The sequence below is a fragment of the Hyphomicrobiaceae bacterium genome, from assembly GCA_041397645.1.
In the GTDB taxonomy this organism is placed as follows: Bacteria; Pseudomonadota; Alphaproteobacteria; order Rhizobiales; family Hyphomicrobiaceae; genus Hyphomicrobium_B.
In genome coordinates, this window is the sequence record JAWKWE010000004.1 from 1,912,749 (window position 1) to 1,938,186 (window position 25,438).

General features: G+C 59.4%; 26 protein-coding genes. 10 read left to right on the plus strand and 16 right to left on the minus strand.

All coding sequences use genetic code 11. The features are described 5' to 3' along the window. Nucleotides 1-24: 24 nt before the first annotated feature. On the minus strand, nt 25-1,332 hold the full coding sequence (locus tag R3D51_08865; GenBank protein MEZ5899589.1) for an MFS transporter: 1,308 nt from the start codon (nt 1,330-1,332) through the stop codon (nt 25-27). 181 nt (nt 1,333-1,513) lie between these two features. On the opposite strand from R3D51_08865, the gene R3D51_08870 reads away from it, so the two are divergent. Further along, entirely contained in the window at nt 1,514-2,089 is a 576-nt protein-coding gene (locus tag R3D51_08870) for a hypothetical protein (GenBank protein ID MEZ5899590.1), read from the plus strand. 178 nt (nt 2,090-2,267) lie between these two features. Here R3D51_08870 and R3D51_08875 read toward each other — a convergent pair whose 3' ends face one another. The 6 genes from R3D51_08875 to R3D51_08900 all read right to left on the minus strand — a co-directional run bounded on the left by R3D51_08875 (nt 2,268) and on the right by R3D51_08900 (nt 11,128). Next, a complete protein-coding gene (locus tag R3D51_08875) occupies nt 2,268-3,578 on the minus strand; it encodes an outer membrane protein transport protein (GenBank protein MEZ5899591.1) in 1,311 nt (436 codons plus the stop codon). A 433-nt stretch (nt 3,579-4,011) separates the two neighbouring features. Continuing rightward, on the minus strand, nt 4,012-4,833 hold the full coding sequence (gene thiD, locus R3D51_08880; GenBank protein ID MEZ5899592.1) for a bifunctional hydroxymethylpyrimidine kinase/phosphomethylpyrimidine kinase: 822 nt from the start codon (nt 4,831-4,833) through the stop codon (nt 4,012-4,014). A 35-nt stretch (nt 4,834-4,868) separates the two neighbouring features. After that, a complete protein-coding gene (locus R3D51_08885) occupies nt 4,869-5,672 on the minus strand; it encodes a cytochrome c biogenesis protein CcdA (GenBank protein MEZ5899593.1) in 804 nt (267 codons plus the stop codon). Nucleotides 5,673-5,701: 29 nt separating this feature from the next. After that, nucleotides 5,702-6,901, minus strand: coding sequence for a phosphoglycerate kinase (locus R3D51_08890; protein ID MEZ5899594.1), 1,200 nt, complete (start codon nt 6,899-6,901; stop codon nt 5,702-5,704). A 111-nt stretch (nt 6,902-7,012) separates the two neighbouring features. Next, nucleotides 7,013-9,025: a transketolase gene (gene tkt / locus R3D51_08895; protein MEZ5899595.1), complete on the minus strand. Its 2,013-nt coding sequence runs from the start codon at nt 9,023-9,025 to the stop codon at nt 7,013-7,015. A gap of 264 nt (nt 9,026-9,289) precedes the next feature. Then, nucleotides 9,290-11,128, minus strand: coding sequence for a cation:proton antiporter (locus tag R3D51_08900; GenBank protein ID MEZ5899596.1), 1,839 nt, complete (start codon nt 11,126-11,128; stop codon nt 9,290-9,292). Between the two features lie 301 nt (nt 11,129-11,429). Here R3D51_08900 and R3D51_08905 point away from each other — a divergent pair, with 301 nt between their 5' ends. Continuing rightward, nucleotides 11,430-12,224: an SDR family NAD(P)-dependent oxidoreductase gene (locus R3D51_08905; protein ID MEZ5899597.1), complete on the plus strand. Its 795-nt coding sequence runs from the start codon at nt 11,430-11,432 to the stop codon at nt 12,222-12,224. A gap of 228 nt (nt 12,225-12,452) precedes the next feature. Then, complete coding sequence (locus R3D51_08910; GenBank protein MEZ5899598.1) at nt 12,453-12,692, plus strand: hypothetical protein; 240 nt, start codon at nt 12,453-12,455, stop codon at nt 12,690-12,692. Between the two features lie 188 nt (nt 12,693-12,880). Here the strand turns inward: R3D51_08910 and kdsA are convergent, their stop codons facing one another. Together kdsA and pqqA (R3D51_08920) are read right to left on the minus strand one after the other, a co-directional pair. Next, nucleotides 12,881-13,759, minus strand: coding sequence for a 3-deoxy-8-phosphooctulonate synthase (gene kdsA, locus R3D51_08915; GenBank protein ID MEZ5899599.1), 879 nt, complete (start codon nt 13,757-13,759; stop codon nt 12,881-12,883). 143 nt (nt 13,760-13,902) lie between these two features. After that, nucleotides 13,903-13,992: a pyrroloquinoline quinone precursor peptide PqqA gene (gene pqqA, locus R3D51_08920; GenBank protein ID MEZ5899600.1), complete on the minus strand. Its 90-nt coding sequence runs from the start codon at nt 13,990-13,992 to the stop codon at nt 13,903-13,905. A 391-nt stretch (nt 13,993-14,383) separates the two neighbouring features. Between pqqA (R3D51_08920) and R3D51_08925 the strand changes: the two genes are divergently transcribed. Further along, nucleotides 14,384-14,626 (plus strand): hypothetical protein, encoded by a 243-nt coding sequence (locus R3D51_08925; protein MEZ5899601.1) that lies wholly within the window; start codon nt 14,384-14,386, stop codon nt 14,624-14,626. 70 nt (nt 14,627-14,696) lie between these two features. Here R3D51_08925 and R3D51_08930 read toward each other — a convergent pair whose 3' ends face one another. Both R3D51_08930 and R3D51_08935 read right to left on the minus strand, forming a co-directional pair. Next, a complete protein-coding gene (locus R3D51_08930) occupies nt 14,697-14,978 on the minus strand; it encodes a hypothetical protein (GenBank protein ID MEZ5899602.1) in 282 nt (93 codons plus the stop codon). A gap of 143 nt (nt 14,979-15,121) precedes the next feature. After that, complete coding sequence (locus R3D51_08935; GenBank protein MEZ5899603.1) at nt 15,122-15,382, minus strand: hypothetical protein; 261 nt, start codon at nt 15,380-15,382, stop codon at nt 15,122-15,124. Between the two features lie 255 nt (nt 15,383-15,637). Between R3D51_08935 and R3D51_08940 the strand changes: the two genes are divergently transcribed. Continuing rightward, nucleotides 15,638-16,549, plus strand: a complete 912-nt coding sequence (locus R3D51_08940) for a DUF2147 domain-containing protein (GenBank protein MEZ5899604.1) — start codon at nt 15,638-15,640, stop codon at nt 16,547-16,549. Nucleotides 16,550-16,629: 80 nt separating this feature from the next. On the opposite strand, the gene R3D51_08945 is transcribed toward R3D51_08940, so the two are convergent. Further along, a complete protein-coding gene (locus tag R3D51_08945) occupies nt 16,630-17,853 on the minus strand; it encodes a hypothetical protein (GenBank protein ID MEZ5899605.1) in 1,224 nt (407 codons plus the stop codon). A 239-nt stretch (nt 17,854-18,092) separates the two neighbouring features. Then, nucleotides 18,093-18,182 carry a pyrroloquinoline quinone precursor peptide PqqA gene (gene pqqA / locus R3D51_08950; GenBank protein MEZ5899606.1) on the minus strand — a complete coding sequence of 30 codons (90 nt, stop codon included), beginning with the start codon at nt 18,180-18,182 and terminating at the stop codon, nt 18,093-18,095. Between the two features lie 253 nt (nt 18,183-18,435). Between pqqA (R3D51_08950) and R3D51_08955 the strand changes: the two genes are divergently transcribed. From R3D51_08955 to R3D51_08970, 4 genes are all read left to right on the plus strand, one after another. After that, nucleotides 18,436-18,672: a BolA family transcriptional regulator gene (locus R3D51_08955; protein ID MEZ5899607.1), complete on the plus strand. Its 237-nt coding sequence runs from the start codon at nt 18,436-18,438 to the stop codon at nt 18,670-18,672. Between the two features lie 86 nt (nt 18,673-18,758). Next, the gene (gene grxD / locus R3D51_08960; protein ID MEZ5899608.1) at nt 18,759-19,100 is read left to right on the plus strand and encodes a Grx4 family monothiol glutaredoxin; all 342 of its coding nucleotides are present in this window, start codon (nt 18,759-18,761) and stop codon (nt 19,098-19,100) included. Nucleotides 19,101-19,290: 190 nt separating this feature from the next. After that, the gene (locus tag R3D51_08965) at nt 19,291-20,385 is read left to right on the plus strand and encodes a paraquat-inducible protein A (GenBank protein MEZ5899609.1); all 1,095 of its coding nucleotides are present in this window, start codon (nt 19,291-19,293) and stop codon (nt 20,383-20,385) included. After that, nucleotides 20,385-20,903, plus strand: coding sequence for a hypothetical protein (locus R3D51_08970; GenBank protein ID MEZ5899610.1), 519 nt, complete (start codon nt 20,385-20,387; stop codon nt 20,901-20,903). The genes R3D51_08965 and R3D51_08970 overlap by 1 nt, the downstream gene beginning before the upstream one ends. Nucleotides 20,904-21,003: 100 nt before the next feature. Here the strand turns inward: R3D51_08970 and rpsD are convergent, their stop codons facing one another. The 3 genes from rpsD to R3D51_08985 form a co-directional block, all read right to left on the minus strand. Next, nucleotides 21,004-21,621 (minus strand): 30S ribosomal protein S4, encoded by a 618-nt coding sequence (gene rpsD, locus R3D51_08975; protein MEZ5899611.1) that lies wholly within the window; start codon nt 21,619-21,621, stop codon nt 21,004-21,006. Nucleotides 21,622-21,887: 266 nt separating this feature from the next. Continuing rightward, nucleotides 21,888-22,511 (minus strand): hypothetical protein, encoded by a 624-nt coding sequence (locus R3D51_08980; protein ID MEZ5899612.1) that lies wholly within the window; start codon nt 22,509-22,511, stop codon nt 21,888-21,890. 152 nt (nt 22,512-22,663) lie between these two features. After that, complete coding sequence (locus tag R3D51_08985; protein MEZ5899613.1) at nt 22,664-23,908, minus strand: RNA methyltransferase; 1,245 nt, start codon at nt 23,906-23,908, stop codon at nt 22,664-22,666. A gap of 207 nt (nt 23,909-24,115) precedes the next feature. On the opposite strand from R3D51_08985, the gene R3D51_08990 reads away from it, so the two are divergent. After that, complete coding sequence (locus R3D51_08990; protein ID MEZ5899614.1) at nt 24,116-25,330, plus strand: NADP-dependent isocitrate dehydrogenase; 1,215 nt, start codon at nt 24,116-24,118, stop codon at nt 25,328-25,330. Nucleotides 25,331-25,438 lie beyond the last annotated feature (108 nt).

Genomic DNA, 25,438 nt, shown 5'->3' on the forward strand with positions numbered 1-25,438 from the left:
AATCCCGGCCCGAGGGCCCATCGGTCAAGCCGGTGCGCGCTGGCGTGGCGTCGCATCACGGGTAACAGCAGGCGCATCGGCGTCCGGCTCTGTAGGACTAAACAGCACCTCGCCCTGCCATTCGCGCTTGAGCACCAGTGCTCCGGCGAGCGCAACAAGCGCGATGACCGCCATGGCGGCATAGGCCGGCCCGCTGCCCCAATTGGTCAGGAATGCGCCGGACGCCAGCGTTGCAAGCCCCATGGCGACCCCTGAAGCGATGGTCGCATAGAGCGCCTGCGCGCTGCCCTGCATCGACGGCGGCACCGCCTGAGCGATGAAGTAAATGGCGCCGATGTGGGTCCCCGCGTAGGTCAGCGCGTGCAGCGCCTGAAGCGGCACGAGCACACTCAAGGGCGGATCAAACGCCATCACAACCCAGCGAACAATCGAAACGCCTGCGCCTGCGATCAGGAAGTTCGCTGCGCCATAGCGCGCCAGCAGCGGAGCTGAGACGGCAAACAGACCGACCTCGGCAAGCACCGCCACCGCCCATAGCGCGCCTCCCATACCGGCGGACAGTCCCTGCCCCTGCCAGATGAGCGTGCCATAGGTCAGCATGGTGGCGTGGGCAGCTTGAGAGCCCCCAGCGGCGATGAGAAACGCTGCAAACACCTTTGAGCCGAGAAGCTGGCGCGGTTCGCTTACATGCCACAACGGCGCCTGCGCTCGGATGCTTGCGGGCGGTGGATTGCGAACCGGCAGGACTGGAAGCAGGTGTGCAGCAACTACCGTCAGCGCGCACCCGAACGCGACTAGCCAAACACCAGCGCCCGCACCGAGCCGATCCATCAGCAGGCCGCCCAAGAAACTCGCCGCGATGAATGTCAGCGATCCCCAAAGCCGCGTGCGCCCATAATCGAGCCCACTTTCGCGCACGCCGCGCACGGCAATCGTCTCCGCGAGCGGCATCATACTGGAGTTGGCGATAACCAACGGCGCGACCAACAGCAGGACCGTCCAGAAATGCGACGCCTGCGATAGAGCCAGGACACTGAGCAGCGCGAGCCAGGCAAGCATGATCATGTAACGGCGATGGCAATCCCTGCGATCCGCCGACAGTGCCAACGTCGGCGTCACCAGCACGCGCAGAAAGAACGGCACAGCCAGGATCGCGGAGATTTCCCCGGCGCTCAAACCACGCGAGGCCAGCCAGACCGGCGTGAAAGGCACATGCATGCCCAGGATGACGAACAGCGCGCCGTAGAACACGGAGATCCGGATCGAGAGACCGCGGATTGCCGTGCGCGCTTCTTCGCCCTGGCTCGACGCCTTTCCTTGTCCCTGTCCCATCAGATCCTGTTGCTCCGCCGCAGTCTGCTCAATGGAGCAAACCGGCACGCCCCTCAATAGCCCGGCATGGTGCCACAAGGACTCAGTTTGGGCGTTCCGCGACGCATTTGGCCCCTATCCCATGGCCGCAAGAGCAGCGAATCGCGTATGCATTTCCAATGCTGTGGATAAAATTGGCCCAATGACCCATCCTTCCGCGAACCGAGCCCCCGATACCGACGATGAGTATCGCGCCATCGAGGCAGCGCTGCTTGAAACGGCGCGCGGGCGATGGTTTCTGGCTGAGCACGGCCGTCGTGCACGCCGCCTCGACAGCGCAATGCTGGAAGATGCCATCGGGCGCCTGCAGACTTCGTTGCGCCAGCCGCCTGCCCTGCTCGATCAATTGCAGCACGAGTTGCAGGACTTGAAGACGCAGATCTCGTCGTTTCGCGAACAGATGACGGCACGGCCGAGCGGACCATTGCCGACGCCAACAGCAGAGGAAGGCGCCGCTTCCCGAATGATCTTGCAGACCGCCGAAGACCTGCATGAGGTCGCTTGGTCGTTGCAGGCCAATCCATTCGATCCCAAGGGTTGCGAGCAGATCGCACGCAACGCTGCTCGTCTCTACACGCTGAGCCAGGATCAGGCCGCACACGCGGGCCGGACTCTTGCGGTGGTCGAAGCCCTGGAAAGCGCCATTGGGCGCATCAACGCGGTCCTCGACACGGTCAAATACGAGCGAGCCGTCGATGGCGGCGAAGCTGCCGAGTAGCCCTGTCGCGCACGCCCCTTAGCGCAAATTCAAGTGATGCTTTCGGACCTGCCGACCTCCCATTTCGGCCATATGCTCTTGCCCACACGTCCTTGGGCACGGCTCAGCTTCCGCAGCGGGTAACGAAAATGGCCGGACACCAAGGTCCGGCCATTTATTAAGTTATCGGCGATTGGCTCTAGTGCATCCAATTGCTGTTCAGCAGCCAATCCAGCTTCGTGCGCAAGCCAACCGACACGATATCGGCGCTTGACTCCACTTCGCCAACCAGAAGTGTAGAGCCGCCCGGTCCAAGACCAACGCCCTGCACGGTCGTCGCATCCTGGCCCCACAGATGCGCATACGCCACGTCGATGGTCATCCATTGATTGTATTCGTAGGAGGCACCCGCCGACAGCCAGAAGCGATCGCTATCAGGCACTCGAACGGTGCGTCCTTCGGCGGATTGAATGGGAGACTTCTCCCAAGCCAAGCCGCCACGCAGCGTCAACTGTTCGTTATATTTGTGCTCAAGACCAGCCGAGAACATCCAGCCGTCTTCCCAATTGAGAGGGAGTGCAGGTTGCAGCGGCACACCCGAAGCAGGACAGTACGTCCCAGCACCGTCACAGAATACTTCGAGCTGAGACAAGCGGCTCCAGTTCGTCCACTCGACTGAGCCGAGCAGCGTCCACGACGGCGTCAGATCCTGTCGCAAGCTGAGAGTGACGACCTCTGGCAGATCGAGACCTGCCGATACGTTGTCCACGCCGGGCAATCCGGAAACGTGAAAGGTGCCATCGAGATTGTGATCGAGGCCAGAGCGGAAGCCGAGGCCGATGGACGTGCCGTCGGCGGGCGTGAGCAGGATGCCGGCCGTAAAGCCGAACGCGACGTCATCACCTTTGACCGCGGACGTCGGCCCATAGGGCGAGCCAACGGCTTGCCGCAGCTGGGCGTCGATATATTGGATCTGGACACCTGCACCGATTATGACGCCAGGCGCTAATCGATAGGCAGCAGTGGGCGTGAAATTGTAGGTCACAATCCGCGACTCGCGCGCGAGCTGCGCTCCGTCCCAGCTAAAGTTGCTGTCGGTCGTCAGGCCAAATGCAACATTGGCACCCAGGCCGAGAACAAGTTGATCATTCACCTGAAGGCTATAGTAGCTCGCGGGCAAAAGAGCCGTATCGCCGATGTCGCCGCTCGAACGGCTCGATCCGGCCCCGTACAGCGCGCCACCGGTGGCCGTGATTTCAGTATCCGGCATAATGAGCGAATAGTTTGAACTGCCGTTGAAACCATCGAACTGACCAGCAGCCGCCGGGTTCCAGAACATCGAGCTAAGCGCACCGCCAGCAGCCGTGCCGGCAAACGCCGTACCCAAAAAATAGGTCGATTGCTCGTGAGGCGCGAAGCCCCCGGCCTCGGCGGAAGCTATTCCGGCGCTAAGCGCAAGCGCCACCGCCGTACCGCCAAGCGCGCATCGCTGGATCAATCCGATCGCCATTGAGTGCCCCCTGCCCTCAAACCCAGCGTCCGCATACGCTTTGGGCTATTCGTGCTCATTCTCTGAGCTGCAATCTTACCCTTCATGAGGGTTATCACTCAATGTACGTCCTGCGGTTTCCCCCCGGTTCCAAGCAGATTTGTGACAGTTGTGGTCTGCTAGCAACGTACGGTTTGGAGCTTCAGCCAACAAAAAACCGGTCCGTCGGATGACGGACCGGTTTTTGCCAAGCTCAGCTCCAGTATCCCTCGAAACGAGCTTAGCACTCCCCCCGGAGAACAACGTGATCAGGTGATCACTTCGGGGCGAAACATTGCTTATCGAAGTCTGCCTGACAAGTAGACAATGCTTCGATTATGCCAATGGTGGGCCTTAGATGCTCACTCGCAACACCGCTTCCGCATTAGCTCAATAAAATCATTGGGCTTCCGATTTATTCCTCTTTCGGCACTCGAGCGAAAAGATGATCCACAGGACCGTGGCCGCGCCCAATGTTCATGTGCGCGCCCGAATTCAGCGCATCCCACAGATATTGCTTGGCTTGTTCGGCTGCCTTTACGAGCCCGACGCCTGCCGCCAAGCGCGCCGTGAGAGCCGCAGCAAGCGTGCAACCGGTGCCATGCGTGTTCTTCGTCTCGATGCGGGGATGCGAAAATACCGTCACGTTATTCGCAGTTGCGAGATAATCGACGGCCTCCGCGCCGCTTCCGTGTCCGCCTTTCAGAAACACCGACCGACACCCCAATTTGAGAAGTGCAGCCGCCTGACGCCGTGCCTCGGCTTCTGATTCGGCAACAGGACACTCCAGCAGACGGGCCGCCTCATCGAGGTTTGGCGTGATGACGGCTGCGAGCGGGATGAGCACTTTGCGCACGGCGTCGATGGCGGCAGGCTCAAGAAGCACGTCACCGCTGGTCGCCACCATGACGGGATCGACAACGAGCGGCTTTAATCCGGATCGCTCAACAAGTTCCGCCACCGTGAGGACGGTCTCCTCGTCGCCGAGCATACCGGTCTTGGCGGCGGCCACGTCAAGGTCGCTGACAACCGCTTCATACTGGGCGCGAATGAATGCAGCGGGAACCTTCATGACGCCCGTGACGCCCATCGTATTCTGGGCGGTTAGGGCTGTAATAATGCTCGCACCGTACACGCCGAGCGCGGAAAAGGTTTTCAGGTCGGCCTGTATGCCTGCGCCACCCGAAGGATCTGATCCTGCAATCGTCATGGCGATGGGGCGACTGGTGGTCGTCATGCGCTCGCTCGCGTTTGAATCGGACTTGCTCGCCGCTATTGGCCGCTCTGGCCGTGGCGCAGGATTTCTGCCGGCAGATTGTCGGGGGTCGCCCAACGCTCGATACCTGCAAGACCTGGGAATGTATCCAGCATCCATTGTCCCAGCCAGTTCTGACCGCCCAGCAGGAACAGCAGACCGGTTGCGATCAGCAGAACTCCCATTACCTTTTCCAGCGTTCCAAAGTGCCGTTTGAAACGCTTCATGAAGCCGAGGAACGGACCGATGGCGACGGCGGCCAGAATGAAGGGAACGCCAAGCCCCAGCGAATAGACCAGCAGCAATCGCACGCCTTCGCTCATGCTGCCTTCATTAGCGGCGAGCGTCAGCACCGTTGCCAGGATCGGCCCGATGCACGGCGTCCACCCAAAGGCGAACGCAAGGCCCATGACATAAGCGCCGAGTAGCGACGCGCCATCCCTGTGTGTCTCGATGCGCGCTTCCTTGTAAAGCAGCGGGATGCGCAGAATGCCAAGGAAGTGAAAGCCAAATAGTATGATCACCGCGCCTGCCGCCATACCGAGCGGCCCGCGATAAGCCTGGATGAGTTGCCCAAAGGCGGATGCGCCAGCTCCCAGCGCCACGAACACGGTGGTGAAGCCGGCAACGAAAAAGACCGCCGCCATCACAACCTTGCGCCAGACCCGTTCATCGACGCCGTCGCTGCTGGCTAACTCATCGAACGTCGTGCCGCCGATGTAGCTTAGATAGGGCGGCACGAGCGGCAGCACGCACGGCGACAGAAAGCTCACCAGCCCGGCGAGGGCTACGCCCAAATAGATATGTGCGTCGGCAAACATGAGCGCTCCGAGAAATCTGGGGTCGGGCGTTACCGCGTCAATGCGGCGACACCGGGAAGCTCGCGACCTTCCAGCCATTCAAGGAAGGCACCACCAGCGGTCGAGACGTAAGTGAAATCCTGTGTGACGCCGGCGGCGTTCAATGCAGCAACGGTATCGCCGCCACCCGCCACCGAGACCATCTTTCCAGCCTTAGTCAATTCCGCAACCTTCTTGGCTACCTCAAAGGTGCCTGTTGCGAATTTGCGGATTTCGAACGCGCCCATCGGACCATTCCACAACACGGTATGGCAGCCTTCCAGTACCTTGTTGACGTTGGCGATGCTCTCAGGCCCGACGTCGAGGATCATCTTGTCGAAGGGCACTTTGTGGATCGACACGATCTGGGTTTCGACATCTTCGGCAAAGGCATCTGCCACGACCGCGTCAAGCGGAAGGATCAATTCGCAGTTCTTCTGCTTGGCCTCTGCCATGATCTCGCGCGCCGTTGCATGAAATTCCGGCTCGGTGATCGATTGCCCCGTCATGCGGCCCATCGATTGCAGAAACGTGTTCGCCATTCCGCCGCCGATGATCAGCTTATCCACCTTCGCCACGAGGTTCGTCAGCACCTCGATCTTGGTGGAGACCTTCATACCGCCCACGACGGCAGCCACCGGACGCTGCGGCTTTTCAAGCGCGGTGCGCAGCGCGTTGATCTCTTCCATCAGCAATGGCCCTGCGTAGGACGGCAGGTGATGGGTCAAGCCCTCCGTAGAGGCGTGGGCGCGGTGGGCGCAGGAAAAGGCATCGCCGACGAAAATGTCACCAAGCTTGGCAAGCTGCGTTGCGAACGCGGCGTCGTTCTTCTCCTCTCCTTTGTGAAAGCGCAGGTTCTCGAGAACCGCGATCCCACCGTCCTTGAGACCGGCGATTGTGCGAGCAGCAGTTTCTCCTACGCAATCATCTGCAAAGGTGACCGGCGATCCCAACAGATTGCCCAGCGCATCGGCCACCGGCTTGAGAGAAAATTGCGCTTCGGGTCCACTCTTGGGCCGCCCGAAATGCGAGATTACAATAACCTTGGCGCCGCGCTCGCTGAGGTTCTTGAGACCCGGCACCAGGCGTTCCAATCGCGTTGCGTCCGTTACCTTGGCATCCTTCACCGGCACGTTGAGATCGGCGCGGACAAGAACCCGCTTGCCCTTCAGGTCTATACCTTCGGTGGTCTTGAGCTTATCCAGATTCATCGCGGTGTCTTCTTTCGATTATGACCTCGTCCGCCGTGCCATGATGCGGCGCCGCACTCAATCACGCTTTAGATGCAGACGATCGTTTTCGTGTCCTGCTCTCGCCCACACTCATGCTTTTGCCGACGCGATGGTCGCGCGCGCCACGTTCGCCACGTTGTCTGCCGTCAATCCAAAGTGCGCAAACAGCTTCGCTGCGGGTGCGGAAGCGCCGAAATCCGACAGGCCGACAAACGCATCCTTCTTTCGCAGCCATTGATGCCAGCCGTGCGACACGGCTGCCTCGACGGCCACACGCGGAGCGTCGCCCAGCACGGACAATTCGTAAGCCTCGTCTTGGGCAGCGAATAATTCAAACGACGGCATTGACACGACTGCCGCCTTGATCCCCTGGGCAGCGAGCTTGTCGGCGGCCTCAACGGCAAGGCCCACCTCCGACCCCGTCGCAATCAGCGTCACATCGCGCGGGCCATCTGTCTCGCGCAGAACATAGGCGCCCTTGGCGGAACGGTTCTCGGCTTCTGCCATCGTCCGCAAGTTCGGCACCGCTTGGCGCGACAGCGCTAGAACGGAGGGACGATCGGTTGCCGCCAGAGCCAGCTCCCAGCACTCCGCCGTCTCTTGCGCGTCGGCCGGGCGAAACACGTTTAGGTTCGGCATGGCGCGCAGAGCTGCCAGATGCTCGATCGGCTGATGGGTTGGCCCATCTTCGCCAAGGCCGATGGAATCGTGCGTCATCACGTAGATCACCCGCTGCTTCATCAGCGCGGCAAGACGGATCGAGGGACGACAATAATCTGTGAAGACAAGGAACGTCGCGCCGTAGGGAATGAACGATCCCGATAGCGCAATGCCATTCATGGCGGCGGCCATACCGTGTTCACGCACGCCATAGTGCATATAGTTGCCGGCAAAGTTGCCGGGCGATACTGCCGTATGGCTCTTGGTGCGCGTCCCGTTGGACGGCGTGAGATCCGCCGAACCGCCAAGCAACTCGGGGAGCGCCGGCACCAGCTTTTCGAGCGTCATCTGCGACCACACGCGGGTCGCACGTTTGGCCGTGTCGGCAGCGAACTCGGTCTTGGCTTGAGCTATCACAGCCTGCGCTGCCTTCGCGACGTCGCGTCCTTTGATCAGCGTCTTGGTCGCCGCATCGGCCTTGTCATAGCGGGACTTCCACTCCGCATTGACCGTAGCGCCGCGTGCGCCGGCAGCACGCCATGCGCTCAGGATGTTCTCCGGAACCTCGAACGGCGGAAAGGGCCAGCCAAGTTTCTCGCGCGCACCTGTGATTTCCTGTGCACCGAGCGGCTCGCCATGGGCTGAAGACTTGCCCGCCTTATTGGGCGCGCCGTAGCCGATGGTGGTCTTGCACGCAATCAGCCAGGGCTTTGAGGAATCGTTACTGGCCTTTTCAAGCGCAGCAGCAACGGCGGCGGCGTCCTGGCCATCGACGCGGATCGTATTCCAGCCCGACGCGGCGAAACGCGCCAGCTGATCGTCGGACTCCGACAACGTCGTCGCGCCATCGATGGTAATCGAATTGTCGTCCCACAGCACAATGAGCTTGCCGAGCTTTAAATGGCCCGCGAGCGAAATTGCTTCCTGACTGATGCCTTCCATGAGGCAACCGTCACCGGCAATCGTATAAGTGTGATAGTCGACCAGATCGTCGCCGCAGCGCGCAGCCAACAGCCGCTCCGACAATGCCATACCGACCGCATTGGCGATGCCCTGACCGAGCGGCCCCGTGGTCGTCTCGATACCCGGCGCATGGCCGTATTCGGGATGGCCCGCCGTCTTGGATCCAAGCTGGCGGAAATTCTTCAGCTCCTCAATCGTCATTCCCGGATAGCCGGTGAGATAGAGCAGCGAATACAGCAGCATCGAACCGTGCCCCGCCGACAGCACAAAGCGGTCACGGTTGGCCCAGGTAGGATCGGAAGCATCGAACTTGAGGAACTGCGTGAACAGAACCGAGGCAACGTCGGCCATGCCCAGCGGCATACCGGGATGTCCTGAGTTGGCCTGCTGCACGCCGTCCATCGACAACGCACGAATGGCATTCGCCATGTCCTTCAGGCTGACCTGCCCCGCAGGCTCGCTCGTGCCGTATTTGCTCATAAGACCCCAAAGATAAACGAAGCTTGGCGCGTCTGGTTGGCCAGCGCGCCGTTAAAAGTCGAGGGGACATTTACCGGTCCGGGAGGGGCGCGTCTATGGTCCCGCCGGTGATAGCAACAGATTGGCGCACCTCGGCGGCCTTACACGCTTGACGGGAAAGCCTCTTTGCCGGCTTCGCAACTGCAAAGCAGGTCTGTCTGCACCCAATCCTACGCTTTCGGGCACGCGTGCTCCGCGCTTGGCGGCGGCTCTTTTGGGAGGGCCTCAGGTCGGCGCGGGTCGCTTCGTTTTCGCCTCAGCCTCAGCCTTGGCCAGTTTTGCCTCCTCGGCGGCGTCCTCGCGCAGCAATTGCTCCAAGGTTGCAGCATCGCTGCGGGCCTTCTGTTGGAGCTTCTCGATATCCGAAGCGAGGGAATAGTCGTCGAACAGGCGGCGCTCGTCGTGGGTGCGAAAGGTCTTGACGATACGGTCCGCCGACCGGTCAGAATATCCAAGCCCCTTCAGCAACTGGAGCGTAATGTCCAGCGCGGACAAGAATGTCTCGCGGCGCAAGTTGCGAATGCCCAGGTCCAGGAGCCTATGGGCGTGAGCACGGTCTCGCGCACGGGCATAGATCGGCACATGCGGGTAATTGCGCTGTACGAACTCAGCGATGCGCAACGAAGCCTCAACATCGTCGATGGCCAACACGAATGCGCGCGCCTTGCCGATCTGTGCTGCTGCCAGAACCTCAGGGCGGCTGGCGTCGCCATAAAACGCCTGCGAGCCGAACCGGCGCACAAGCTCTACCTGCTCCAAAGACTTTTCGAGCGCGGTGAACGGGATGGACTTGGCGCGTAGAATGCGCGCGATGATTTGCCCGAAGCGGCCAAACCCGGCGATCACCACATGCGCTTCCTGATCGGGCATGGTGTCGTAGGCGCGGGTCTGGGCGGAAATCGGCTTGCCGAACAGCATTCGTTCCAAGGCCAGAAGCAGTGGCGTCAAAACCATCGACAACGTAATGGTGACAGCGAGAAGTTCGGCTGCTCCGGGCCGCAATACGCCGCCGGCCTGGCCCGCCGACAGCAACACGAAGGCGAATTCGCCGCCTTGCGCCAAAGCCAACGCCAGACGTCGTGAAGGTCCCGCCTCCAACCCTTGCCAACGCCCCAGCCCAAACAAGATGACCGCCTTTATTGCCATCAGGAGCAGCGTCAGCCCGACGATGGCTGCAGGGCGTGAAAGCAATAGACCCAGGTTGAGCGACATGCCGATAGCGGTAAAGAACATGCCCAGCAACAGCCCTTCAAAGGGCGCGATATCGGCCTCCAGCTGATGACGGTAGATACTCTCGGCCAGCAGCGCGCCTGCGATGAACGATCCGAGCGAGGCCGATAATCCTGCTTGTTGCATGACGAGTGCAACGCCGACGACGACGAGCAACGCCGCAGCCGTCATCGCCTCTGGTACCTTCGAGAGCGCAACAACGCGCAGCAATGCGTTGATCACGTAGCGACCAATAACGATCACAAGTACGATGGTGGCGAGCGCCTTGCCGAACGCCAACAGATTGATCTCAGCTTCGCCCACTCCGCCTTCTACGACGCTCAAAGCGAAAAACGGCGTCAACGCGATAAGCGGAATGGCGGCGATATCCTGAAAAAGAAGGACTGCAAAACCGAGGCGTCCGTGACGGGTCGCAAGTTCTCCGTTTTCCTCCATCACCTGAAGGGCGAAAGCTGTCGAAGATAGCGCCAACGCCGAGCCTGCAAACAGCGCTGGCTTCCAACTGCTCCCCAGCGCAATTCCGATCAGAGCGAGCACGAACGCCGTCAAGAATACCTGCACAGCGCCAAGCCCGAAGATCGCCTGCCGCATGGCCCACAGACGCTTGGGGCGAAGCTCAAGACCAATGAGAAACAGCAGCATGACGACGCCAAAATCGGCGACTTCGCGCAGTTCCTTGGCATCGTGCGCGTTGAAGACCTGGCCTAGTCCGAAAGGTCCGAGCAAAACGCCTGCCCCCAGGTAGCCCAGCACCGCCGCCATACCCAGCGCACGCGCCAGTGTTGCTGCGACCACCAACGCCGTGAGCATGATCGCAATCTGTGTCAAATCCATCGTAATCCCTCAGAGCGGCCCGCGCCGCTTGCTAAGAAATAACGGCAGTCTGCAGCAATCCAAAGCCCCTTCGCTCGCGTGTCATTGGCGCGCCGACACCGGATCTAGAAACATAGCGGTCTTTTGATATTTACTTCGATGCGACCCACCGCCCTTAGTCCCACCGAGACGGTAACGAAGACTGAAGAGCAATCCGTTCGTCCCGTTGCCTGCGTTCCGAAAATCCGGTTCAATTTGCTTTTGCTCTCAACGAAGCATTCGGGCCAGTTCGGCATCGAATGCTGAAGATTAGGACGACCCGATGGACGTGGCACGTCCTTGGAAAACAGTTTGGATCACTGGAGCCAGCTCCGGCATCGGCCGCGAGCTGGCGTTGCGGCTTGCCCAGCGCGGCGTCACGGTGGCAGCAACAGCGCGCTCGGTCGAGAAGCTGCAAGAGCTGCAAGCGCAAAACCCTCTCATCAAGCCCTATCCCGGCGACGTCACCGATGCCGCTGGGATCGCGGCCACCTTTGCTACCATTGAAAAAGATCTCGGGCCCGTGGATCTTGCGGTACTCAACGCCGGCATTTGGAAGGGCATGCTGATCTCCGATTTTTCCGCTGAGCGCGGCAAGCAGACCATGGCGGTCAACTATTTCGGCGTGCTGCATGCGCTCGAACCTGCGATGGCATCCTTCGTCGCACGAGGGCGTGGGCATCTTGCAATCGTTTCGTCGGTCGCCGGTTTCAGAGGCATGATGAAAGGCGCCGCGTATGCGCCGACGAAGTCCGCTCTCATTTCGTTGTGCGAGTCGCTTTATCCGCACCTGATGCGCAAAGGCGTGCAACTCACGCTCATCAATCCGGGCTACATCGAAACGCCGATGACTGCATCCGGAAACTGGCCCAAGCCCTTCATCATCCCAGTCGAGCAGGCCGCCAAAACGATCTTATCGGGGCTAGCCAAGGGCAAGTACGAGATCGTGTTCCCCTGGCGCATGGCACTCGTTATGAAGTCGCTGCGCATCCTGCCGAACTGGGCGTTCTTTCGCCTCATCAACATCGGCATCAATCGCGGCGGCACGGGTGAACCGCCGACGACATCGCAACTCTGACGCACCGCGCGGTTCGCACACGCATCTCGACAGCGATCTCAAGAATTCGGAAATAATCCTTCACGTTGCGCTAACCTTAACGCGTTCTTAACCAAGGTTGCTGCATCCTCAACTCATGCCGGCGCTTGAGGGAACAGAAGCCAACACTCTCCCACCCTCACAGCCCGGTAGAATGCAAGAGCGAAGTATCGTCACCCATTTTTTGTTCTAGCGTACCGAGGTGGTCCGATGACTTACGAAGCACTCTCCCGTGCACTTGCCTACGTCTCCTGCCTAACGAGCATGACACTGTTCGCCACGTCGATGGCCATAGCGGCGGTCAACGTGGGAAGCCTCAGCCCGCCCGGGGCCTGCGGATCCAACGTCTGTACTGCGCTTGTGGTGCAAACCGAAGATCTCAGTCCCGTCTCGGCAAATGGTTCCCACATTGAAGCGGTCGCAACAGCACTCTGGCAGAAGAAGATCTAACGAGAGGATCTGACGACGTAAGCGGCTTTCACATCGATGCGCGCACATCGCTCAGAAAGCCGATCCACGAAAGCGCTTCTCGTGTTTTGAAGGAAAATAGTCCGGCCGCACTCACCGGGCTCTAGACTAAAAAACACGGCAAGCATCCGGTAAGGAGCGCGGGGTAGCTAACCCGCGCTCTTTCCATTTTAGGCAACCGATGGCAGTTTCTTGACGACGCGATCGACCGCCTGAAGCTCGCGCACGAGCTGCGCAAAATCCTTCAGCGGCACCATGTTGGGCCCGTCCGATGGCGCGTTGTCGGGATCTTGATGTGTCTCGATGAAAAGTCCCGCGACGCCGACGGCCACGGCCGCGCGCGCCAGAACCGGCACAAAGCGTCGGTCGCCTCCCGACGACGTTCCTTGCCCGCCGGGTTGCTGAACCGCATGCGTTGCATCGAAGATGACCGGCGCTCCGGTCTCCGCCATCTGCGGCAAGCCCCGCATGTCGACCACGAGCGTGTTGTAACCAAAGCTCGAGCCGCGCTCGGTGACCAGCACATTCGGATTGCCGCTTCCGGTCACCTTGGCGACGACGTTCTTCATATCCCACGGCGCGAGGAACTGACCCTTCTTGATCTTGACCACGCGCCCTGTATTGGCCGCTGCGATCAGCAGATCCGTCTGGCGACAGAGGAACGCGGGGATCTGCAGGATGTCGACAACCTCGGCGACGGGCGCGCACTGGCCCACCTCATGCACGTCGGTGACGACGGGGAGGCCGAGGCTCTCGCGAATTTCGGCAAATACAGGAAGCGCGCCCTTGAGGCCGATACCCCGTTTGCCAGTCAGGGACGTGCGGTTTGCCTTGTCGAAGGATGCCTTGAAGACCAGGCCGCATCCGAGCCCCGCAGCGATCTCTTTGAGAGCGCTCGCCATCTCCATGGCATGTGCCCGGCTTTCCATCTGGCAAGGGCCTGCGAGCAAGGCAATTGGCAGATCGTTGCCAAAGACGACTTCGCCCGCCCTAACGTGAGCGTTCGGCTTAATCTCGGCTTTCGACGGTGAAGACACTGGTTTGTTCATGCAGGTCTTATAGACCGGGGACGGGAACGACGCGAGAGCGAGAGATGGAGCATTGGGTTGACCGCTCGCCGCATCCAGCATGCCAGAAAATAAAAACGGCGGCTAAAGAGCCGCCGTTTAAAGAACCAATCGGTTCGAAATCGTTAGATAACGTCGATCTCGGCCGGGAGGTAGCTCGTGACCTCAAGACCAACTTCCTGCTCGCGAACTTCCGGCTTCATCCAGGTCTTCATGATGTATCTCCTCCAAGAAATCTCTGACAGGGCACCGCCTGTTGACTAGTTACTTAGCGGTGTCTGCTGAAAATGACCAATCGAATTTCGATCGCGAAAGGCAAACTTTTTGTGATCGGTTCGCGGCATTGTTATACCGTTACATCAATGACTTATTCGTATTGGCGCGAGAGACAAGGCGTGTTCTGATAGACGCCATTAAACCCCTCTCCGCGCTATCGAATTCAGTTTTATATGTGCCCCAACCGGCGCGGTTGTTAGGCCCTCTACCGGTAAATTTTCAGCCCGCCGAAAGGGCGAAGGTCTTCACATTCCCGCCATGGTATAGTTCGTTCGTCTGAGGCTGGACCATTTGAGTCCTGCTACACGATAACAACCACTGGGGAAGCACATGGAACAATTCGCTTGGCTACAGCCTGTCCTGATAGCCGCCGCCGTCGTTTTCGTCCTCGATTTGATCGGGAATCTGTTGTCGTTCTCGAATCGCTTCATGAACGCTCTTGTCACTGCGCTCGTGTTCGCAGTGCTGTTTGGAGGCCTGATCCACTTTGGCATCGTACAGCTTGACGTGAAGACGGTACCGATGCCTGCCGCAACGGAGGCACCCGCTACAGCGCCAGCACCGGCTCAATAGACATCGGTCCCAAGGAATTTGAAGATCAGTAATTGGATCCGCGCGATCTTAATCGGTCGTGCGGACCATTTCATTTATGAGCCTCAGCGCAGCCTTTGCGCGTCAAGACCTTCTCGATCATCTGGACTTGCGTGCGCTGTGGCTCAGGCAAACCCTGAGCACCATCAGATGCCGGTTTGCAGGAGTTTGATTGCGAGCTGCCGGCCGTGCAAAAGCCGAACTCAGCAAAATAGCCGTCGCGGCGTTCTACAAGTTCCCCGCACGTCAGGCTGTCGTAGCCCATGGCATAAGCCGAGGTGCTGACGCAAATCAGCCAGCCCAAAGTCATGAAGGCGTTTCGCAACAGGATCATCTCAAGACTCCACTACCTCTGGAAACCGCATCCGTGTGGACGTTGCCTTAAGACTGAATTCGCAGCAATCGCCTCGAACGTTACGGCCGCGGTATTGCTACTCGCGCGGTCGTCCGAGGCAAACTGATTGGAAGCTCTTGAAATTAAGCGACGACCTTTTTCGCCACGACCTTACCGCCTTGACGTTGAGCGCCTGCTCGACGTTGCGGCGACAGAAGCGAGCGGATCTCAGCCATCTCCGAGGGAGTCAGGCGGAAGCGTCGTTTGCGCCAAAATTGCCAGCACGGTGTCAACTCGATCCAGTGCGCACCGTAGTAGTCGTAATACATACGGATGCGATCGCCCGCGCCGATCCGGGTCCAGATAAGAGCCTGCTGTTCGGCGTGATCTAGCTTCGACGACACGGTTCTCACCCACTGGTTCGAGATCGTCAGACAAAACTGCTGTTAGTCCCGGAGTAGCGCCAAAGGGTTAACAACGAGTAACGACGTGTCGTGGAATGAGACGTCGGCGCTGTACAGGTGCATCTGAGCGCCAGACCCGCCCCCTCGCCGCGTTTGAACCTCTCCCCTCAGCGACGCGACTGACGTTGCATGTTCCAGCCGGAACAGCGCGCGCACGGCCACCATGCGAGGTGTGGCCGGATCGGATTACAACCTATGAAAGGACTTCAGATGGCCCTTATTCGTACCGTCGCCCGGCGCGCCGCCGGGCTGGGCGTGCTTGCTGCCGCCACAGCTCTCCTTGCCATCCCAACGACGTCAGCGCGCGCCGCGGATGCCTCTCCGCTTGGTGTTTGGGTTGACAACACGGGGCGTGGCGCCGTCGAGATCAAACCGTGTGGCGGTAATTCGCTATGTGGACATGTCGTATGGGTTCGCAGCGCCAAGGATCAAAGCGGCTGCGGTCGCCAGATTATTGGTGCGGCGCGGCCCATTGGACGCGGCAAGTACCAGGGCTGGATCTATTCACCCGAGAAGGGCAAACGATTCGACGTAGAATTTGCACCTTCCAGTGGGGGTAAGCTCCGCGTTACGGGCTTTGCCGGCATCCGCCTATTTTCGCAAACCATGTACTGGACGCGCGCGGCTGATGACCTTGTCCGGTGCGGCAGCACACAGGAGGCAAAGACAACGACGCCGGCACCTGTCGAGGTGAAGGCCAAGGCAGCGCCTCAAAAACTCGCAGCCTCCGCCAAGTCCGAGACCGCACAAGCTAAAAAGCAGACGGCCAATACTGCCCCGTCCAAAGTCTCGGACAAGTCAGAAGACGCCACCGCCTCGGCACCTGCGCCAAGTGCTGCTCCGCCCAAGAAGACGGCAGCGGTAGAGAACTCCTCGGATATCGATAGTGCCGCTGACGAACAGGATGCCCCTGCCGCCAACTCTGCGGCCGACGATCAAAGTACTGAAGAGGATGTGGCCGATGGCGGATCTGACGTAGGAGGATCGGATCTGTCCAATCTCAACCTTGGCGGACTCAAGCTCGACAAGGTCATCTCGCGTGCAGACGGCAAGTGCAAACTCGACCTACCGTGGGTCAAGATCCGCTTCGACTGCAAGGATCTTTGATTGCTCACGTCAATTAAGCGATGCGAACCAGCTTGCGAGCCGGCCCTGAACGAGGGTCGGCTCGCGTGTTCTCCGTGAGGTCAGAAGGGCAGGAAAATGGACGAGTCCAGCTGTCGTCCTTTGGTCTCCGGGTGTTTTGGCTTGTATTCCTTTGGCTTGGCTTCGGCCCGCGGGGGAGCTGCGACCGGAGCCTTGCCCGGCTGTTCAGAGCCTGCCTGTTCCGATGCCTCTTGATCGAGGCTCACGGCTTGCGCGGCTGGCTTTGGCGATGCAGCCGGAGCGGCAGTCTTTGGTGATGCAGCTGCTGGGGCGGCGGCCTTCTTTGGCACAACTGGCGCTGCCGTAACGGCGAGAGACCGCTTGGCTTCTGTCGAGGGAATGGCAACGCCCGCTAAAGCATCCTTCAAATTGCGCGCCGCTTGATGGGCTTGCTCCAGCGTCTTGTTGGCGGCAGCCAACTCACCGGAAAGCCTTTGCACTTCGGCGCGCGCTGCGTCGCGCTCGGCTACGGCGTGCTCGGCTTCGGACAGCGATTTGCGCGCGGCGGCCAATTCGCCGGACATTTTTTCCAAGCCCGCGCGCGCCGTATCACGCTCCTGGGCTGCATTCTTGCTTTCCTCGATAGCCTTACGAGCAGTTTCGAGATCAGCTGAAAGCTTGCTCACTTGTTCGCGAGCCGCATCGCGTTCTTGGGCGTCTGCCCGGGCTTGAGCGAGCCCAGCGCGGGCCGCTTCGAGCTCACTTGTCAGCCTGACCACGTCCTGATGCGCGGTTTCGCGATCGCCCGCGGTGGACTTGGCTTCGATAAGGGACCGGCGGGCCTCTTCGAGCTGGTCTGAAAGCTTCTTGATTTGGGCCTTCGCCTCATCCTGCTCTTGTGCGGCATCCGCAGCGCCGCCAGGCTTTGAAGGGGCAGCTGCCTTATGAGCAGCTTCCAATTCGCCAGCAAGCTGATGCGACTCGACCCTTGCAGCGTCGCGCTCACGTTCAGCATCTGCAAGCTCGCGCTTTAACTTTGCAACGGTCTCATCGGATGACGCCGCTTCGCCTGCGCTGCTATTAGAGCCTGTATCGCGACCACCTGATCGCGTGAGCTTGTCTTCGGCCACAAGTGCCCGGCGCTCGGCGGCCTCAGCCTTGAGCCGCGTCTCTTCCAATCTTTGATGGGTGCTTTGGGAGTGCTCGGCGAGTGTTGTCAGGTCGGATTTTAGCGCCGACAACTGCATGCCTTGCCAGACCGCGAGCGTGCCCAACAGCAAGCTCGCGACCGCCAAAAAGTAAATCAATCCCGCGCGTAGTAGCATCCCCCGCCAATCCGCTCGAAAACACCCCAAAAATCAACGGCCTAAAACTAACTGCGCCGCAAAATGCTGGCAAGCATGGCGACCGCGCGACGTCAGCAATGTGGGGATAAAGGCAAAAAAGCCCGCCAGGCAAAGGCGGGCTCGGATCATTTCCGGGGGCTTCTCCGGATTTTACAGACGCTAACGGCAGAACGCGGATCAAGCCACATTCTGCCGTGCCGTTCAGGCTTTAAACGTCGTTAGATGACGTCGATCTCAGCCGGGAGATAGGACGTGACCTCAAGGCCAACTTCCTGCTCGCGAACGGTGGGCTTCATCCAGGTCTTCATAGTCATTTCCTCCATTCATACGAAAAGGACACCCGTCCTTGCGCCTGTCAAAAAGAATAATCATTATCGGCGATAACCACAAATCGCATTCATGTGATGCTTTCATAAATTGGCCTTATTCTGATTCCCGGTGATGCCGATGGCGCTCTGTCGCGCCGCGTGGCTATATCGCTTTGCCGATGACACCTGTAAGGTCGCCAGCAGCGTAATCCAAAATCCTTGTTTGGCTTCAAGCCTCAGGAGATCGAATTCCATGCCCATGCCAGCGTCAGAAATCGAACGCATGATCAAAGCCGTCCTGCCGGATGCGACGGTGGAAATCACGGACCTGGCAGGAGATGGTGATCACTACGCCGCCCACGTCGTCTCCTCGTCATTTAAGGGAAAGAGCCGGGTGCAGCAGCACCAGATGGTCTACCAAGCGCTCGGCGGGCGTATGGGCGACGTTCTGCACGCCCTGCAACTCACAACCGCGGCGCGAACCGATTGACATTGTCGTGCAATGTCCCAAATGCTGGGGCAATGCGAAATGCGCTGCAAAGCCGCCCTGCCGAAATCGATTCAAGGAGCCCACCAATGCCGCAAGACGTGACGACTTCGATCTCAAAGACCATCGCCGATAACGACGTGGTGCTTTTCATGAAGGGTACCAAGCAGTTTCCTCAGTGCGGTTTTTCCGCGACGGCCGCTAAGATCCTTGAACTCCTCGGCGTCCCGTACAAGGACGTAAACGTGTTGGAAGACCAGACCGTGCGCGAGGGCATCAAGACCTATTCCAACTGGCCGACCATCCCTCAGCTCTACGTCAAGGGCGAGTTCATCGGCGGATGCGATATCATGCGCGAGATGTACCAGGCTGGCGAACTACACGACCTGATCTGCCAGAAGGGCATCCCTCATCAGCATCATCACGGCTGAGCCGGATAGGACCTGCCGACGGCGGCTTTTCGCGTCGCAACGGCGACCAAAATCATCGAGTGCGGATGCGTAAGCGTCCGCATTTTTTATTGCCTCCCGCCCTGATTTCGCCTCCGCAGCCTTGTTTGAGCAATTGGGGGCGTGTCAGTCTCAAGCTTGGCCTAAAGCGCTTTCGCGGGATCTCACCTTCATGCTTCAGAGCGGGCGGCGTTTTCTTCTCAGCCTCACGATCCTCACCGCGAGTGTATGCCTTGCTCTGGGCATCACCCTGCCCATTATCAAGCTGACGAAGTTCGGGCTCTGGACGACGCAACATTCGTTGCTTTCGACGGTGAACGTCCTAATCAACGAAGGACAGAAATTCCTCGGTATCGTCGTTCTGATTTTTTCAATTGTTCTGCCTGTGACCAAGCTGCTCTACCTGCTGCTGGTCTCAACGCTTCCGCCCGCCGAGATAGCCCGCCAGAATCGAAGGCTGCGCGCGCTCGAATGGCTCGGCAAGTGGTCGATGCACGACGTTCTGGTGCTGGCGCTCACCATCTTCTTCATCAAGAGCCAGGGCGTTTACGACGCCACCAGTCTCAACGGCGTCTATTTCTTTACCGCGGCTGTCGTCTTGATGATCCTGGCGTATGCCTGGATCCGCACCGACGGTCTGGACCGTGCCACTGCCGAAGGTGTGCCGCCACCAGAACCTCAGCCCGATGTCGCCGCTAAACCGACCTCCAGTTGGCGCAACTTCACGCTGAGCTTTCTGATCATTCTGGCGACCGTGTTTTTCGCCCTCGGCATCATCATGCCGACCATTCGCTTCACAACGATCTACGTATGGACCAACGAACACTCGATCCTCACCATCATGTACGCGCTGTTCGAAACACAGGAGTATTTTCTGTGCGCGGTACTGTTCGCTGTGTCGATCTTCTTTCCGTTCATGAAGCTGTTCTATCTGCTCACGCTGCTTACCTCGCACGACATCGAGCCTGAGTTTCGCAGAAAGTCGATCGCCACGATGGAATGGCTCGGGCGCTACTCGATGACCGACGTTATGGTACTGGCGCTCATGATCTTCTACGTGAACTCGTCGGGCTACACGGAGGCGCGCGTTCTGCCCGGCGTCTACTTCTTCGCGGCGAGCGCCTTGATGACGATGCTGGCCTACGGCTGGGCCAACGCAACGCCAAAGGCGTCGTCCGTTCGCACCAGGACGAAATCGAAGGTAATTGCGCCTTCGGTTTCTCTTGCAACCTCGCGCGGACGGCGGGTTGCAGTCGGTCCGAAGTAATGGACGGCCTGCTCGACAGCGCGACGGAACTTGTGCAGTGGGCGTGGGCTCGCCACCATAACATTTTGAGCTGGTACGTTCGGCCGCTGCTTCTCATTCCGATGGGATATTTCGCCTGGAAACGCAGCCTCACCGGCATCGTCGTTTCGTTTCTGGCGTTGTTGTCCAGCATGGCGTGGTTTCCCGCTCCGCAGTCCCCCGATCCGCGAGTGGAGGCTCTGTTGGCCGCCGAAAAGGCCTATCTGCTGGGTCCCTGGCCGTGGTGGAAATTCCTCATCACGTTCGCAGGCGCTGCATCGCTGATTACGATGTGCGTTGCATTCTGGATGCGCTCCTGGAAGCTTGGCCTTGTGGTCGTAACAGCCATCATGGTCGCTAAGATTGCCTGGACCTACGTGTTCACCGGAGCAGACGCCGCAGGAAAACTCGTCCTGCCCGCTCTTGTCGGCACGTTCGCCGTCAATGCGGCCATAGTGCTTGCCGTGCGCTACGCAAAGACCCTAGACAAGCAGCCTTAGGAAGCACGGCCCTTAGAGCCAGTCGACCCAGAATAGAAAAAGGCCGCCTGATGAGACGGCCTTTTCCAAATCGAATTTTGAAACGGCGCGATTGGCCCAATTAGCGCGAGTAGAACTCGACCACCAGATTGGGTTCCATCGTGACCGGATAGGGCACGTCGGAGAGCGCAGGGACGCGCACGAGCTTTGCCGTCATCTTGTTGTGGTCGGCATCGACGTAGTCCGGCACGTCGCGCTCGGTGCTCTTGATGGCTTCAAGAACGAGCGCCATCTGGCGAGCCTTTTCGCGAACCTCGACAACGTCGCCGATGCGCAGACGGTAGGAGGGAACGGTTACGCGCTGGCCGTTAACCGATACGTGGCCGTGGCTGACGAACTGGCGCGCGGCGAACACGGTCGGCACGAACTTGGAGCGGTAGACGAGCGCGTCGAGACGGCGCTCCAGAAGACCGATGATGTGCTCCGAAGTCGAGCCCTTGGCGCGCGATGCTTCGTCGTAGATTTTGCGGAACTGACGCTCGGAGATCGAGGCGTAGTAGCCTTTCAGCTTTTGCTTGGCTTTGAGCTGCTGGCCGAAGTCCGACAGCTTGCCTGCGCGGCGTTCGCCATGCTGGCCGGGACGGCTCTCGCGGCGATTGAGCGGGCTCTTCGGGCGGCCCCAGATGTTCTCGCCCAGGCGGCGGTCGATCTTATGTTTGGCGCGGACGCGCTTGGTCATGGTCTAGCACTCCATTTGAGTTGCATCGCCCCGGATTGGATCTGGGAACGAAAGTTTTGGAGCGCCCCCTCCTCTGTCCTGGCAAAACCGAAAAATCGGCTGCCAGACCGACAGGCCTAGGACCTTGGGTCACGCCAGAGAACGGCGTGCCTGACTTCCTCGCCACGGGTGCGCAAAAGCAACGCGGGCCAAAACGGCCCGCGAAGCTCAGGTCTGATACCGGGGTCTGGGTCCTGCGTCAAGCTTCTGAGGCGGACCCGCCCGGTTTATTTCTTTGCCGGGGCGGCAGCCTTCGCCGTCGAACCCGTGGTGGTAGCCGGATCGGCTCCTGCGGCCTTCTGAGCTGGCTGCGGGCCGGATTGGACGTAAGCCACAATCAACTCCTTGACCTTCTTGCGCTGCTCGTCAGTGCAGGTCTGAACCGGGCCCTTCTTTTCCTCTTCAACGACGACTTCCTTGTCGCCCTGCTTCTCTACCAACTTGATCTTGCCGGTCAGCAGCATGACGGTCGTGAGGTGAAGCTGGCTGATGTACACCAGCTGCTGAGGCGTCCATTTGCCCTTGACTTCTTCACGCCGCATCATCGAACGGTGATTGGCGATTTGCTCGTCGGCAAGGTCACAGATCTGAGCGTGCGCCGACAAACGGCCCACCTTGATGACGTCGCGAGCGACGTCGATAGGAATCATGACCTGTTCGCGCTTTTTCTTGTCGATCTGAATAACGGTGCCATCTGGCCTGGAAAACTGCTGAGGCGTCAGCGACCAAGCGAAATCCATGAACGATTTGACGGCCATTTCACTCAATTCCTGCGCCGAGGCAGCGGCCACCGGCACCAGAAAAGAGAGCGCAAACGCTCCCGCCAAAACTTTCCCCGCCCTCGTTTTCATCACTATCTCCAAAAGTGCCACGTAACTCTTGTTATGCGCCCCAAAAAGGCGAAATTGGCCCCGGCGAGCATTTTTGCCCGCCGATCAGGCTCAGTGTTGCCGTTTCAATTGGCATCTTCGATTGGCATCGCTCAGCCCAAAACTTGTCGAGATCAAGGCGTCTCTCCAGGCGGTTTTCGGGCGCGTCCTTTGCCCTGTGCGAGAGTGGCAACAATACCACGAAGGGTTCTGACCTCCTGATCGGTGGCATTGGCGCGCAAAAAGAACGTGCGCAGGTTATTCACAACCGTGGGCCTCTTATGTTGAGGATTGAAGAACCCCAAGCGTTCCAGTTCCTCCTCCAAGTGCTGGAAAAGTCCTGTCAATTCAGCCTTCGTGGCAGGCCGGTCGTCCCCCATGTACAGGCCCTCGGTCAGCGGCTTTTCATAAGTAGTAACCCGCCCCAGGCTCGCCTGTGGCGACCCACGCATCCATTCGTAGCCCGTTAGTAACACAGCCTGTGCCAGATTGAGCGAGGCGAAGCGGGAATTAACCGGAATCATAATTAGGGCGTCGGCGTTCGCGACCTCGCCCGTTTCGAGCCCATTACGCTCTCGGCCGAACAGTATGCCGCAGCGTTCTCCACGGCTGATATGCGTGCGTATTTCAGCGAGGGCCTGCTCGGGAGTAAGGACGGGCTTCCTAAGGTCGCGCTGGCGGGCGGTAGTAGCGGCGACCCAATTGAGATCGGCAATGCCATCTTCGAGCGTTTCATAAGCCTTAGCGTCATCAATGATGTAATTGGCGCCCGACGCGGCGATGCGCGCCTTCTCATTGGGCCAGCCGTCGCGCGGGTTCACGAGACGTAAATCATCCAGCCCGAAATTGGCGCACGCCCTCGCCACCATACCGATGTTGTCGGCCAACTGGGGCTCCATGAGGATGATGGAGGGCGTCTCGCCCTCATCTGCGACCGGCTCGCCCTGGATGTGCATACGGCGCAGCCCGTGACGCAGCTTGCGGATGACGCGACGGGCCCAAAACCAGTAGTTTTCGCCCGACCATTGCCGGGTAAGGCTTTCAAGGCAGGGAGTGCTAACTGTTTCAACACCCTCGCCCTTAAGCCGCACACGGCCGTCCCCGACGATCACTTCCTTTTTGGAAAGAATGTATTGGTCCAGGGTTTCAAGACCCAGCATCTCGGTACGTCGTTTGCAGCCCGGACACGACACGTTATCAGACGCACAGCGCACCTCCGCGCAGTACTGAAGCACCGGCTCCAACGTCTCGCGCGTCAAGCCAGGGATGGCCAGTTCCTTCAATCCCTGATCGATGGTCGACACATGGCAGACATGGATAATGGCGCCAACGGACCTGCCCGCCACGCGGGGTTCGTGCTCTTCAAACGATATCTGCATCCGAATTCTTCACTATTGGGTAGACCGCGCCGCGCGCTGGCTTGGGCTATAGCCAATTGCGCCGCCAAACGCCAACCGGGGCGCGTAAGGGCTTGGTGGGGCCATTTCGACAATGGTCGGGACTTGGCGGCGCGCCATACGACCTTTATGGTGCAGCGCATCAATCACGCAAAAACATCAAAGCCCTAAAATAAAGGCCTGCCACGCATGGACAAAATCAAGGTGACGGGAACCGTCGTCGAACTCGATGGCGATGAGATGACGCGCATCATCTGGCAACTCATCAAAGACAAGCTGATCCACCCCTACCTCGACGTCAACTTGGAATACTACGATCTCGGCATCGAGACGCGCGACAAGACCAACGATCAGATCACCATCGACGCAGCTCACGCCATCAAAAAGCATGGCGTCGGCGTGAAGTGCGCAACCATCACGCCGGATGAAGCGCGCGTGAAAGAGTTTAGCCTCAAGGAAATGTGGAAGAGCCCCAACGGCACCATCCGCAACATCCTCGGCGGCGTCATCTTCCGCGAGCCGATCATTGCCAAGAATGTGCCGCGGCTCGTGCCGGGGTGGACGCAGCCCATCATCGTCGGCCGTCATGCCTACGGCGACCAATACCGCGCGACCGACTTCAAGTTTCCCGGCAAGGGCAAGCTCACGATCAAGTTCGTTGGCGAAGACGGCCAGACAATCGAGAAGGAAGTCTTCAACGCGCCGAGTTCCGGCATAGCGATGGCGATGTACAATCTCGACGAGTCGATCCGCGAATTTGCACGCGCGTCTCTCAACTACGGCTTGAACCGCAACTATCCCGTCTATTTGTCCACCAAGAACACGATCCTCAAAGCCTACGATGGCCGCTTCAAGGATATCTTCCAGGAGGTCTACGACGCGGAATTCAAGACCGAGTTCGAAAAGCGCAAGCTCGTCTACGAACACCGCCTCATCGATGACATGGTGGCTTCGGCGCTCAAGTGGTCGGGCGGCTACGTCTGGGCGTGCAAGAACTACGACGGCGACGTTCAGTCCGATACCGTCGCGCAGGGCTTTGGCTCACTCGGCCTGATGACCAGCGTTCTGATGACGCCCGACGGCAAGACTGTCGAAGCGGAAGCTGCGCACGGCACGGTTACGCGCCACTATCGCGAACATCAAAAAGGCAAGGAGACGTCTACGAACTCCATTGCCTCGATCTTCGCCTGGACGCGCGGCCTTGCACATCGCGCCAAGCTCGACAACAACGAAGCGCTCGCCAAGTTCGCCAACACGCTGGAGAAAGTGTGCGTCGATACCGTCGAGGCCGGCGCCATGACCAAGGACCTCGCGCTCCTCGTCGGGCCCGAGCAAAAGTGGCTCTCCACCGGGGGCTTCCTCGACAAGGTTGATGAGAACCTGAAAAAGGCGATGTCTGCCTAATTCAAGTTCGCAAGATACGCATACATAAGGGCGGCTCGTTTGAGCCGCCCTTTTTTCTTTTTGAAGCTTCTTTTTGAAGCACCGGGGAAATTCGCGCCGAATGGAATC